General features: G+C 36.2%; 13 protein-coding genes. 4 read left to right on the top strand and 9 right to left on the bottom strand.

What is annotated here, in order from left to right; all coding sequences use genetic code 11:
- Window positions 1-3: 3 nt before the first annotated feature.
- The 3 genes from ACFO3L_RS04335 to ACFO3L_RS04325 form a co-directional block, all read right to left on the bottom strand.
- Entirely contained in the window at window positions 4-768 is a 765-nt protein-coding gene (locus ACFO3L_RS04335; protein WP_379964218.1) for an ABC transporter ATP-binding protein, read from the bottom strand.
- A gap of 213 nt (window positions 769-981) precedes the next feature.
- Window positions 982-1986 carry a lipoate--protein ligase gene (locus ACFO3L_RS04330; protein ID WP_379964216.1) on the bottom strand — a complete coding sequence of 335 codons (1005 nt, stop codon included), beginning with the start codon at window positions 1984-1986 and terminating at the stop codon, window positions 982-984.
- Between the two features lie 12 nt (window positions 1987-1998).
- Window positions 1999-2739 carry an MBL fold metallo-hydrolase gene (locus ACFO3L_RS04325; RefSeq protein WP_379964214.1) on the bottom strand — a complete coding sequence of 247 codons (741 nt, stop codon included), beginning with the start codon at window positions 2737-2739 and terminating at the stop codon, window positions 1999-2001.
- 193 nt (window positions 2740-2932) lie between these two features.
- Here ACFO3L_RS04325 and ACFO3L_RS04320 point away from each other — a divergent pair, with 193 nt between their 5' ends.
- Window positions 2933-3424: an RNA polymerase sigma factor gene (locus tag ACFO3L_RS04320; protein ID WP_379964212.1), complete on the top strand. Its 492-nt coding sequence runs from the start codon at window positions 2933-2935 to the stop codon at window positions 3422-3424.
- A complete protein-coding gene (locus ACFO3L_RS04315; protein ID WP_379964210.1) occupies window positions 3414-4307 on the top strand; it encodes a zf-HC2 domain-containing protein in 894 nt (297 codons plus the stop codon). Before ACFO3L_RS04320 ends, ACFO3L_RS04315 begins: the two co-directional genes overlap by 11 nt.
- Window positions 4308-4404: 97 nt before the next feature.
- Here the strand turns inward: ACFO3L_RS04315 and ACFO3L_RS04310 are convergent, their stop codons facing one another.
- Window positions 4405-5493 (bottom strand): M42 family metallopeptidase, encoded by a 1089-nt coding sequence (locus tag ACFO3L_RS04310; RefSeq protein ID WP_379964208.1) that lies wholly within the window; start codon window positions 5491-5493, stop codon window positions 4405-4407.
- A 290-nt stretch (window positions 5494-5783) separates the two neighbouring features.
- On the opposite strand from ACFO3L_RS04310, the gene nrdD reads away from it, so the two are divergent.
- Window positions 5784-7976: an anaerobic ribonucleoside-triphosphate reductase gene (gene nrdD / locus ACFO3L_RS04305; protein ID WP_379964206.1), complete on the top strand. Its 2193-nt coding sequence runs from the start codon at window positions 5784-5786 to the stop codon at window positions 7974-7976.
- A 15-nt stretch (window positions 7977-7991) separates the two neighbouring features.
- Window positions 7992-8588 carry an anaerobic ribonucleoside-triphosphate reductase activating protein gene (gene nrdG, locus ACFO3L_RS04300; protein ID WP_379964204.1) on the top strand — a complete coding sequence of 199 codons (597 nt, stop codon included), beginning with the start codon at window positions 7992-7994 and terminating at the stop codon, window positions 8586-8588.
- A 71-nt stretch (window positions 8589-8659) separates the two neighbouring features.
- Here the strand turns inward: nrdG and dinB are convergent, their stop codons facing one another.
- The 5 genes from dinB to holB all read right to left on the bottom strand — a co-directional run bounded on the left by dinB (window position 8660) and on the right by holB (window position 13385).
- Entirely contained in the window at window positions 8660-9769 is a 1110-nt protein-coding gene (dinB, locus tag ACFO3L_RS04295; protein WP_379964202.1) for a DNA polymerase IV, read from the bottom strand.
- Between the two features lie 185 nt (window positions 9770-9954).
- Window positions 9955-10818, bottom strand: a complete 864-nt coding sequence (rsmI, locus tag ACFO3L_RS04290; RefSeq protein WP_379964200.1) for a 16S rRNA (cytidine(1402)-2'-O)-methyltransferase — start codon at window positions 10816-10818, stop codon at window positions 9955-9957.
- 421 nt (window positions 10819-11239) lie between these two features.
- Window positions 11240-11590: a DNA replication initiation control protein YabA gene (locus tag ACFO3L_RS04285; RefSeq protein ID WP_379964198.1), complete on the bottom strand. Its 351-nt coding sequence runs from the start codon at window positions 11588-11590 to the stop codon at window positions 11240-11242.
- Entirely contained in the window at window positions 11583-12422 is an 840-nt protein-coding gene (locus ACFO3L_RS04280; RefSeq protein ID WP_379964196.1) for a PSP1 domain-containing protein, read from the bottom strand. The genes ACFO3L_RS04285 and ACFO3L_RS04280 overlap by 8 nt, the downstream gene beginning before the upstream one ends.
- Window positions 12423-12449: 27 nt before the next feature.
- A complete protein-coding gene (gene holB, locus ACFO3L_RS04275; RefSeq protein WP_379964194.1) occupies window positions 12450-13385 on the bottom strand; it encodes a DNA polymerase III subunit delta' in 936 nt (311 codons plus the stop codon).
- Between the last annotated feature and the right edge of the window lie 74 nt (window positions 13386-13459).

The following is a 13459-nucleotide window of genomic DNA, read 5'->3' as shown; positions in this document are numbered from 1 at the left end:
AATCTACACCTGACTTTCTTCAAAATCCGCATGGGATAAAATGCTCAGAATTTCTTGATAAAAAGCACGTTGGCTACCTTCACGTGTAATTTCGCGATAAATTTCACCATCTTGAATAAATAAAATACGTTTGCAATAACTAGCACTCATCGGGTCATGTGTCACCATTAAGATAGTGCGTTGATGCTCTTCATTTAATTGACGGAGTGCTTCAAGTAAATTTTTTGCATTTTTTGAATCTAAGGCTCCTGTCGGCTCATCTCCCAACAATAATTGGGGCTGATGAATTAATCCTCTAGCTGCTGCAACACGTTGTTTTTGTCCCCCAGAAACTTCCGTCGGATATTTTTCAAGAATGGCTTCAATGCCTAAGACTTTAGCGATTTCTGCAACTTTATTATCAATTATTTTTGTACTTACTCCTTGTAACGATAACGGTAGGGCAATATTTTGATACATCGTTAAATTCTCTAATAAATTAAAATCCTGAAAAATAAAGCCGATATTTTTTCCTCGAAAATCGGCTAATTGCGTTTCTTTCATCCCTAATAAACTTTGTCCTCCAATCGAAACAGTCCCTTTTGTTGGTTGATCGAGAGCCGATAGCATGTTTAATAACGTTGTTTTACCTGATCCAGAAGGCCCCATAATCCCTACAAATTCACCTTCTTCAACCGAAAATGATACTCCTTTTAAGGCGGCATATTGTTTTTCATTCTTTTTACCGTATATTTTTGTAATTTCTTTAACTTCTACTACTTGTTTCACTGTGATTGTCCTCCTTAAATTATCCATTGACTGTTTACTAATCTATCACAATTGTTTTTTGAAAAAATCGGTCTTAAGTCTGTATTCTGTCAACTCTCATTTTCACAAAATGAGTAACAATGAAAAAAGCTTCAAACCCATTCGTTGGTAGACGAACGTTCTTGAAGCTTTTTGATGAATATTTTAGGATAAAAGAGCTATCCAGTAATCCATTTAATAAATTAACTCTACTAAATCATCTGCTGTGATATTTCCAAAATATTTGCCAATGTCGATTTTATCGATTGCGGCTTTTAATGCATCTTTTTCGTATTTTACACCAGTTAGTTGATCTTCAACGTCTTTAATTTCACCTAATCCGAAGAAGTCTCCGTGGATCCGAATTTCTGAAATAGCGCCTTTTTGGACGTTTAATTTCATTTCTACAGAACCAATTGGGAATCGTTTACGACGTTCCAACTCAAACTTAGGTGATTTTCCATAGTTCCATTCCCAGTTAGCATAATACTTATCCGAAATTTCATGAACCTTTTTCCAATCATCTTCGGTTAAGGTATACGTTTTAATTTCAGCCATTGAATCCACACCGAAAATTTTAAACAAAATCGCTTGTGCAAAATCATCAGTATTCATCGATTTATGATTTTCATCTAAGAATGGTTTGATATTTGTTACACGCGAACGGATTGATTTAATCCCTTTCGAAGCAATCTTATCTGCACGGACTTTTAGTGCATTAACAACTTCATCAATCTCACTATCAAACATAATTGTTCCATGAGCAAACATTCGACCATTTGTTGCATACATCGCATTTCCTGAGAACTTCTTATCGCCAATTACTAAATCGTTACGTCCTTTTAATTCCGCACCTGTCACACCTAACTCATGCAATGCTTGAATAATCGGTTTTGTAACTTTAGCAAAGTCTCGGAATGAATTGCCATCATCTGGCATGATAAAACTGAAGTTTAAATTCCCAAAGTCGTGGTAAACCGCTCCACCGCCACTTAAACGACGGACAACATGAATCCCTTTTTCTTCAACGTAATCTTGGTTGATTTCTTCAATCGTATTTTGATTTCGGCCAATAATGATTGATGGCTCATTAATATAAAATAGTAAAATCGGCTCATCAATTTTCATTTCTTGTAGTAAAAATGTTTCAATAGCTAAGTTTATTTTTGGATCGTGAATGGTATTTGGAACAAAAATCATTGGGACATCCTCCTAAATTTTAAATACTTTTCCAACAGCCGCTAATGATACTTCAACCGTATCGCCAGCTGCGTCTTGTGCTTGTTTTTGTAGTTGCTCTAAATCGCCGTGTTGAGGTAAATGGGTTAGTACTAAGTGTTTTACGTTGGCCGATTTAGCAATTTCTCCCGCTTCTTTCGAGGTAAAATGAGCAAAATGTTTTTCATTGCCGGCAAACAAATACGTATCGGCCAAAAATAAATCGGCATCTTGCGTAAAATCAATAAAGCTTTCTAAATACCCAGAATCCCCAGTAAAGACAAAAACTTTTCCGGTCGACTTTTCCACAATTCGCATCGCATAACAAATAACTGGATGAATTGTTTTCATAAATGTAATCGAAAAAGGCCCGATTTCAAGGCTTTTTTCTTGTAGATAGTCAAACCCCTGTGAAACATTTGGTAGTGTTAGACGCTCAAAAGCAATCGAATCTTCGCCGTGACCATAAATTGGTAATAGCTCTCGTTCCTCTGTTTTAGGATACAATTGCCAATAATATTGTAATACACCTAAATCAGCGATATGATCGTGATGATAGTGACTAATAATCACTGCGTTCAAAGCTAGTGGATCGAGTACTTTTTCTAATTCTAATAGTGTGCCACTTCCTGCGTCGATTAGTAAGTGATAGTCATCTGACTCAATTAAAAAACTTGTCGTACCTTGACCATTATACGGATAGGCTCCCAGGCAACCTAATGTTGTAATCTTCATTGATTCCACCTCCAAACATAGAGTATCATATTTTGAAAGAAATGAGAAAAATAACATTCGTTTATTTTTTGGTTTCACGAAATCTAGTTAACTATTTTTAGTTCATCTTCATAGAAACATTTTATTTAAAATAATTATTGCTTTTTTGTAAGATAATCGAACCACAGGCGTCTTATATGTAGGAGGTGAAAAAGTGACCGATTTTGAAGAATTATACAAAGATTATTTTCGTGATGTCTATTTGTATGTCAAAAGTTTATCTGGCGATGATCGCATTGCCGAAGATATCACATCCGAAACGTTTTTGAAAGCCTTGCAATCGATTGACTCTTTTAAAGGCAATTGTGATATTCGCGTATGGTTATGTCAAATTGCGAAAAATAGTTATTTTTCCTATTTGCGTAAAAATAAAAAAATCATTGTCGTTGAACAAGTTCAAGAAAGTAAGCATACATTTAATATTGAGCAAACACTCGAGTCAAAAGAAGCTTCGATGGAAATCCACCAATTGATTCACGAACTAAACGATCCTTATAAGGAAGTCTTTAACTTACGGACTTTTGGAGAGTTGAGTTTTAAACAAATTGGTTTACTTTTTCAAAAAAATGAAAATTGGGCTTGTGTCACGTATCATCGTGCTCGAAAAAAAATCAAAGAGAAATGGAGAATTAAGAATGAAGATTGAATGTGAAGTCATTCAGGATATTATACCTTTGTACGCTGAAGATATCGTGAGTGATGAAAGTCGAAAACTAATCGAAAGTCATCTAAAAGACTGTTCTGATTGCCAGCAAGAGCTTGCTGTGATGCAAAACGAGGATGAAATCCCACTGGATATTAATAGTAATGGCTTAAAATTAGTAAAAGAAAAACTCTTTAAAGACAAATTTAAAGCCGTAATTTTTTCAATCCTGCTCACACTTATTATTTCAATAACAGGAATTAATTACTTAACAAAACCAAGCTACCTTTCCTATTCAAAGGACAGCGTAACTATTGTTGAAAGAGCTAATAGTGAATTGACTGTCAATTTCAATCAACAGGTCGCTAATTACCAAGTTGAAAAAGAGCTTGCTGAAGATGGTCTAAGTTTTATTTACTATATAAGCACTTGGGACTCTGTTTGGAATCAGCTTGCAAATAATAAGCCCGTCGAAACACTGCTGTTGAATCCAGACAATGAAAACATTATAAGTATTTATTATGTTTCTGCTAACCAGACAGAAAATCAATTACTTTACGGAAAAGATTTAGCTGGAAACGGTGGTATGATAACTCTTCCAAGGTTACTTCTTGGTGGCTACGTTCGTCTTGCCCTGTTATTAACCGCTCTCTTCTTGGTTTTATTGTTCATTGCTAATAAATTAAAAAAAGGTCAAAGGCTTATTCGCTACCTTTTACTCACTCCTATTTCTTATATTATCGCTACGTTTTGTATTAAAGGCTGGAATACTTTCTCTTATGCTGCAACACGTGATTTTCTGACAATCTTACTCATTGCAATTCCTATTTACGGCGTGCTGTTTCTGAGTCTCGATTTTTATCAGCAATGGAAAAAACGCAGATAAATTGCTAGAACGTTGTTTTTTATTTCCGAACAGAAATAATCATTTATATTCAAAAAAGAGGTCACCAAGTTGAATGGTAACCTCTTTTTTATAACAATTAGTAGCTTAAAAGTTCTTTAACAGCTGCATCATCTAAACGACGAACAACTTCTGTTACTAATTTAACTGTATTTAAGTAATCATCTTCATGAATAACTGAAGTATGAGAATGTAAGTAACGAACAGGAACCGTAATCGCAATTGAAGGAACACCATTACGTGTTAAATGCATTTGTCCAGCGTCCGTTCCTCCACCACCAATTACCGTATATTGGAATGGAATTTCTAATTCTTCTGCTACGTTAATAACAAAGTTTAATAATTTTTTATGTGGAATCATTGAAGCATCAAAGATTAAGACTTGTGGTCCTTTACCTAAAACTGAATCTGCTTCTTTTGGTGTCATTCCTGGTGTATCACCTGCCGTACCAGTATCTAACGCAATGGCGATATCTGGGTTGACTAAATGTGTACTTGTACGCGCACCACGTAAACCAACTTCTTCCATTACATTACTTCCTGCAAATAAGCAGTTTTCGTGTCCTTGGTTCGCTAAGTTTTCTAATACACGTAAAGAAACAGCCGTACCTACACGGTTATCCCAAGCTTTCGCTAATAAGAATTTACTATCATTCATGCGTTTATATTCAATATATGGTGTAATCATATCACCTGGGCGGATTCCCCAGCCTTTCGCTTCTTCTTCACTTGAAGCACCGATATCAATAAACATATCTTTCACATCATATGGTTTTGTACGCGCGTCTGGTGTTAAAACGTGTGGTGGTTTTGACCCAATTACCCCATGAATAATTTTGCCAGCTTGTGTTTTAATTTCAACTTGTTGAGCCAACATTACTTGTCCCCACCAACCGCCTAGCGTTTGAAATTCAATAAAACCTTTTTCACTGATTTTAGTAACCATAAAACCAACTTCATCCATATGGCCTGAAATTAGAATTTTTGGACCGCCACCGTTAACACCTGAATGTTTTGCAATAACACTTCCTAAGCCATCAAAGAAAATATCTTCAGCAAAATCTTTAGCGTAGGATTTAAATACTTCACGAACCTCTTCTTCATTTCCTGGAACTCCACGAGCGGAAGTCAAGTCAATTAATAGTTGTTCATCTTTCTTTTCTAACATTCGTTTGAACACTCCTTTATTATCATCTACTTCTTAATTATAGCACTAGTTCTCTTGAATTTGGGGTTTCTTGTTTAAATTATTCATCACAAAGATTTTATATTCACTTTGTGTAATTGAAAACGACGATAAAAGCTTATTTTCATTGACTTCTATTATTAATCAACATTGCATAAACACTACATATAGTGCCAAGTCTTTTTAAAGACTTGGAAAAGACACTATATATAGTTGCTTCTCCTCTTATTTTAGATTATGATAAATAAGAAGAATTTAAGGAGTTGGTAATAATGATGAACACAAAGAGAAAAAGTGAACAAATTGTTTCGTTCCATCCTAGCCTATCAAGTATGAAAATTATCAAGCGTGATGGCCGTTCAGTCGATTTTGATGATCAAAAAATTTATGATGCCCTTGTCAAAGCAAAAAAACAAATTTCTGGTGAGCTTTCGCCCCTTGATCATGAACAAATTTTAAAAATGGTTGAAAAAATTGATTTAGAAATCGTCCACCGTTTTACTGAAAATATTAAAATCTATGAAATCCAAAATATTGTCGAACATATTTTGCTTGAAAATAGTGAGTATGCTTTAGCGGAACAATACATTCATTACCGTACACGTCGTGACTTTGAAAGAAGTAAAGCAACCGATATTAATTTTACAATCGAAAAACTAATGAGTAAGGACCAACAAATCGTCAATGAAAACGCCAATAAAGATAGCGATGTCTTTAATACACAACGCGATTTGACTGCTGGTATTGTCGGAAAATCAATTGGTCTTAAAATGTTACCGCCTCATGTTGCTAATGCTCATCAAAAAGGTGACATTCATTACCATGACTTAGATTACCATCCATACGCACCAATGACAAATTGTTGCTTAATTGATTTCAATAGCATGTTAAATAATGGATTTAAAATTGGTAATGCCGATGTTGAGTCACCAAAATCAATTCAAACAGCAACGGCTCAAATTTCACAGATCATCGCTAACGTCGCTTCTAGTCAATACGGTGGTTGTTCCGCTGATCGGATTGATGAACTCTTAGCTCCTTTTGCTAAATTGAATTTTGAAAAACATTTAGCTGATGCTAAAGAGTGGATTGAAGGTGCTAAACGTCAAGAAGAATATGCTTACATGCAAACACGTAAAAATATTTATGATGCAATGCAAAGCTTAGAATATGAAATCAATACCTTATTCACGTCTAATGGTCAAACTCCCTTTACCTCCCTTGGTTTTGGATTAGGTACAAATTGGTTTGAACGTGAAATTCAACGTGCAATCTTACAAAATCGGATTAAAGGTCTCGGTAAAGAAGGTCGCACAGCGATTTTCCCTAAATTAATCTTCTCAATGAAACGTGGCGTTAATGCCAATCCGGAAGATCCAAACTACGATATTAAACAATTGGCATTAGAATGCGCAACAAAACGGATGTATCCCGATGTCTTGAACTACGATAAAATCGTTGAATTGACAGGTAGTTTTAAAACACCAATGGGTTGTCGCTCGTTCCTACAAGGCTGGAAAGATGCAAATGGCAAAGAAGTCAACGTTGGACGTATGAACTTAGGTGTTGTCACATTAAATTTACCGCGTGTTGCTTTAGAGTCAAATGGAAATCCAGAGCGGTTTTGGAGCCTTTTAGAAGAACGCTTAAGCATTGTCAAAGACGCCCTCGTTTACCGGATCAATCGCTGTAAGGAAGCTAGTCCAGCGAATGCTCCAATTTTGTATATGTATGGTGCCTTTGGTGAACGTTTAAAACGTAACGAAGAAGTTGACCGATTGTTTAATAATCGTCGGGCAACAATTTCGCTTGGCTATATCGGTCTTTATGAAGTTGCTGCAGCTTTCTTTGGCGGTGCATGGGAAAATAATCCCACAGCCAAAGACTTTACTTTATCTATCTTAAAAACTTTAAAAGCGCACGTTGATGATTGGTCAAATGAATATGGTTACCACTTTAGCGTTTACTCAACACCAAGTGAAAGTTTAACCGACCGCTTCTGCCGTTTAGATACAGAAAAATTCGGTATTGTCGAAAATATTACCGATAAAGATTATTACACAAATAGTTTCCATTATGATGTTCGTAAAAATCCAACACCATTCGAAAAACTTGATTTCGAAAAAGATTACCCTGAGTATTGCTCTGGTGGTTTTATTCACTATTGTGAGTACCCTGTTCTACAACAAAACCCGAAAGCTCTTGAAGCTGTCTGGGATTATTCTTATGACCGTGTCGGTTACTTAGGTACAAATACACCGATTGACCACTGTTATGAATGTGGATACGAAGGTGATTTCAATCCAACCGAGCGTGGATTTGAATGTCCACAATGCGGCAACAATGATCCTAAAACTTGCGACGTTGTTAAACGTACTTGTGGTTACTTAGGCAATCCACAAGCTCGTCCAATGGTCCATGGACGTCATAAAGAAATTTCTGCCCGTGTTAAACATATGAAATAAAAGGAGCGATTCCAAGTGAGAAACCCAAAACCAAAAGAATGGTCTGCAAAAAACTATAGCCAAAATCATGTCGCCGACTATAAAGCTTTTAACTTCGTTGATGGCGAAGGTGTGCGAAATAGTTTGTATGTCAGTGGGTGCCTTTTCGCTTGCGAAGGCTGCTTTAATAAGGCCGTTCAAAATTTTCGCTATGGTGTTCCCTATTCCCAAGAACTCGAAAACAAAATTATCGAAGACCTCGCCCATCCTTTTGTCCAAGGTTTAACTTTATTAGGTGGCGAACCATTTTTAAATACAGAAGTTTGTTTACGAATTGTCGATCAAGTTCATGCAATATTTGGGGATACAAAAGACATTTGGAGTTGGTCGGGTTATACTTTTGAAGAATTACTCTTAGAAACCGAAGATAAACTTGAATTACTTAGTAAAATTGATATTTTAGTTGATGGTCGCTTTGAGCTAAGTAAGAAAAATCTAAACTTGCAATTTCGAGGCAGTAGCAACCAACGCATTATCGATGTCAAAAAATCTCTCGTAGCAAAACAAGCGATTGTTTGGGATAAATGCGTCGACGGCGAACAAAAATTTGAACAAATAAAAAAATCCATTTAAACCAAAAATCTCGAGCAAATATTAAATCATTTGCTCGGGATTTCTTTGTCTTATTTTAAATATCACTAAACTTACTTTTCCCATAATGGTAACACGATATTTTCATAGGTTACTGGATCAAGATTTGTCAAAGTAATACCTAATAAACGGATTCCCTTATCAGAACTGGCTAAATTTTCCCAAATTAACGTAATCTGTGAAAAAATATCTTCTTTATAACGAATATAGTCACGTAATGTTACACGCTTGGTAATGGTTTGAAAATCATCATACCGTACTTTTAAGACAATTGTCTGTCCATGTTTTTGATGACGGGAAAGCGCACGTTCAACTTCTTCTGATAATTGACGTAATTGTCGTAACACAGCTTCTTCCGTAACTAGAGCGGTTCCATACGTATGCTCTTTTCCAATTGATTTTCGTTCCCTTGTTGTTACGACAGGTGCATTATGAATTCCTCGAACCTTGCGATAAAGCGAGTAACCTCGCTTACCAAATTGACGAATCATATCCATTTCTTTCATTTCGTACAAATCAGCACCTGTAAAAATCCCCAGTTCATGCATAATCGGCACCGTTTTTTTCCCAATCCCATGAAACTTCTCGATTGCTAACGGCATCAGAAAATCATGGGCATCTTCTGGTGTAACGACCGTTAAGCCTTTTGGTTTTTGAAAATCTGAAGCAAGTTTTGCTAAAAATTTATTATAACTGACACCAGCTGAACACGTTAAGTGTAATTCTCGCCAAATATCTTGCTGAATGAGTTTAGCAACTTTAATTGCTGAAGTACTATTAATTTTATTGACCGTCACATCGAGATACGCTTCATCAATCGAAACAGGTTCAATTAAATCCGTATAACGCTGAAAAATTTCACGAACTGCATCTGAAATTGTCCGATACTTCTCATAACTTCCTGGTAAAAATACCGCATGTGGACACAATTCATAGGCTTTTTGTGAACTCATCGCTGAGTGAATCCCATACTGGCGAGCAATATAATTTGCGGTTGTTACAACCCCTCGCCCCTTTGTATCATTTGGATGACGTGCAATGACTAAAGGCTTAGTCGCAAGCTCGGGATTATCTCTTTCTTCAACCGAGGCAAAAAAAGCATCCATATCAATATGTATTATTTTTCGGGATAAATCATTTTTCAAAGGAAATGCTAGCTCCATTTACCTCACCTCAGCACTATTATAATACAAACAAACGTTCTCATGCAATATAAAGAATCCCAAGTTGAGTCTTAGTCGATGAATAAAAAAGTATCCACTATAAAAAAATCGGTAGAGAAAAAATCTCGACCGACTCAAATCACTATTTTAACTTTTCACAATAATCAATGAAGCTATGCCCGATTTTAATCTATTTCATGGTATTCATTATACACGGCCTGTTTCTTCAATTGATTACGTTTAGCAACTTCTTTAATACTATCATTGGGTTTTAAGCCTTGAGCGATTAACGCTTCAACTTGTTCTTTCAAACTACGAGTATCAATCATTTCCTCAACAATTTCCGTTGCACCTTCTACCATCAAGCAACATTCACCTTTAATCGTGTGTTCCTTTAAGTAGGCATTCAATTCTCCAAGAGTCCCTCTTAAATACTCTTCATGAAGCTTGGTTAGCTCGCGACAAACAACTGCTTGACGTGTTTCACCAAAAACTTCCATCATAACTTGAACCGTTTTTTGAATACGATGTGGCGATTCATAATAAATGACTGTCGCTTTTTCTTGCTTAAACTGGTTCAAGACTTCTAGTTGCTCTTTTTTCTTACGTGGTAAAAATCCATAGAAGTAATTGGGTTGTGGCGTTAAACCAGATGCGATTAAAGCTGTCAAACCCGCTGTCGGTCCAGGTAGAGCCACAACTTTAATTTTGGCTGCAATACAAGCCACGACCAACTCATGTCCAGGATCGCTAATTGAAGGCATTCCCGCATCACTCACTTGAGCAATTGACGTCCCTTCTTGCAGCAATTCAATTAATTGTGGAATCCGTTCTTTGTAATTGTGTTCGTGAAAGCTTCGTTGCGGTGTCGTAATTTCAAAATGATTCAATAATTTTTGTGTATTACGCGTATCCTCACTTGCAATCAAATCAACTTCTTTTAATATCCTAACACTACGAAACGTCATATCTTCTAAGTTACCAATCGGTGTCGGTACTAAGTATAAAATCCCCGATTCGACACCTTTAAAACTCATTTGAATATCCATCTTTTTCACCTCTTAAAAAGGGACGATAGCATCCGCCACGCCCCTTTTTTTATATCTGATTTTTTAGGCACTCCAACCCTCTTCTTCGATTATTTCAGAAAATATTCCAATCGAATAAACCATCGATTGTTCAAATTTCCTTCCAATTACTCAAAGCAAAGCGGATTTTATTGCACCTGGATTGAACGGGTTTGAAGCGGCTGACCTTTACGAAACTTCAAGCAATCCATCAATCGAAAATGCCGATTGAGTGGCTTCCTCTCCAGTTTCGAAGGTCAACACACCACTTCTCGCACCTGAATTGAACGGGCAATTAAATCCTGCTTCTCAGTAATTTCAGAAAATCTTCCAATCGAATAAACCGTCGATTGTTCAAATTTCCTTCCAATTACTCGAAGCAAAGCAGATTTTATTGCACCTTTTATGCTAGGCCGCTTTCGCGATAGATAACTTCTAAACAAAAAGCACATGGTTCATCATTTTCGCGTCTTGAGCCGTATAGGTCATAGCAGACATGAAAACCCTCTTCGTAAATTTTTTCCAAATTTAAACGCGATTGTGACAATTCTTGTTTAATTTTACCACCTGTACTTTGAGAAGACTGATTTAACTCTCTCAAATGCTCACGTAAGCGTTGATTTTCCAGTTCTAAAGTTGTATTTTTTTCTACAACTTCTTGTAACGACGACTTCATTTCAGCTAATTTTTTAAGTAAACCTTGTAATTCACCTTCAAATTCATCGAGACCGTCATAAAGCGAACGTTTATCCATCGACATGTTTACCACCTGCTTTAGCTGCTTTTTGAACTTTTTGAACTTCTTCTGCATCATAATCAACCGCGACTGCTCTACCAACTAAGCGAACTTTTAAGACGCGACTCAATAAATTCAGCCCAACAACACGGCCTTTGCCATCTGGGGTAATGACTTCCGTTCCATAATCAGGTAGTTCTTTTTTCGCTGCTTCATATTCATCATTTTCGTATTTTAAACAACACATTAAGCGTCCACATAGTCCTGAAATCTTAGTTGGATTCAATGATAAACCTTGATCTTTGGCCATTTTAATCGAGACAGGAACAAAATCACCAAGGAAAGTTGAACAGCACAACTGACGCCCGCAAGGACCGATTCCACCTAAAATTTTCGCTTCATCGCGCACGCCAATTTGGCGTAACTCAATCCGCGTCCGAAATACTCCGGCTAAATCTTTAACTAATTCACGAAAATCAATGCGACCATCTGCTGTAAATTGAAAAATCATTTTACTACGGTCAAAAGTATATTCTACATCAACTAATTTCATTTGTAGTTCATGTTTTCTAATTTTTTCTTTCGCAAGCATCAACGCTTCTTTCGCATCTGCTTTGTTGCGTTGATCTTGTAAAATTTCTGCTTCTGTTGCTCGGTGTAAGACCGGTTTTAAATCTTCTGGGAGATCCTCTGCGGCCATTTCTTTATTAGGTATCGCAACTTGGGCCATATATTTTGCTTGTTGAGACTCAACTAATACGTAATCATCATACGCAAATTTCGTCTGACCTGGAGAAAAATAATATATATGTCCCGCACGACGATAACGCACGCCTATTACTTCAACCATGGGTTGTCCTCCTCTTCCTTGTAGCTCTTACTTAAAAAGTATACGTAAAGCAAGCTGTTCTGCGACTCCTTGAAAAGGGACATTCGCCGCTAATTTTTGCTGGCTCTGTAGAATCCTTTCAATATTTGCATTTAAACGGCTTCCCGATACTTGATGTTGTAACATTTGATCTCTTTCTAATTGAAAATAGTACAAAAGAATCGCTAAAATCATTTGTTGTTGTGATTTTTCTTTTGCGATGCTTAATAAATTTTTTTGAACATAGATAAATGCTTGTGGATCCTTTTTATTTAAATAAAGAAACCACTTTTCAATAACATCCTTAGCACCATTAAACCATTCATTTTGTGAGATTTCAACTGCTTTATCGTAACTATTTGTAAGGCTTGCAAGGAGATGAGCAGTTTTCTCAGAGATTCCCGATTCTTGGATTTTTTTTGACAATTCCTTTTTATTTAATGGGATAAAATGAATAATTTGACACCTTGACTGAATCGTTGGTAAGACCCTCCCGAGACTTTCAACTTCCAAAATGGCTAACATTTCACCTTCTGGCTCTTCTAAAAATTTCAAGAGACTATTGGCTGCACTAACATTCATCGTGTCAGCTTGACGAATGATAAAAATTTGACGGCCTTTTTCAAAACCTTTTTTGGCAAACTCTTTTTGTAATTGGCGAATTTGATCAACTTTAATCGATTGTCCGTCTGGTTCAATTATTTGAACGTTTGGATGCTCATTAGTCGCAATTCGCTTACAGTTCACGCATTCATTGCAACAGTCATTGTCTTTAACAGCTAAACAAAATAAACGTTTTGCTAGCCAAAGACTCATTTGATGTTTTCCTGTCCCTGTATCTCCTTCAAAAAGATAAGCATGAGCGATTCGCTCATGCTCAACATTTTTTTTCATTAAGGAAAAAACATGGGCTTGGTTCGCTAATAAAAAAGTGCGTTCCTCCATTTCTTCTCCTCCTCGTATTATATATTTAGAAGCAAATAAAGCTCCTTGAAAACTAAATAAAAATATTTTCATTA

The organism is Enterococcus eurekensis, assembly GCF_042654605.1.
GTDB classification, from domain to species: domain Bacteria; phylum Bacillota; class Bacilli; order Lactobacillales; family Enterococcaceae; genus Enterococcus_I; species Enterococcus_I eurekensis.
The sequence above is the reverse complement of the archived record's forward strand: the minus strand, read 5'-3'. Positions and strand labels throughout refer to the sequence as shown.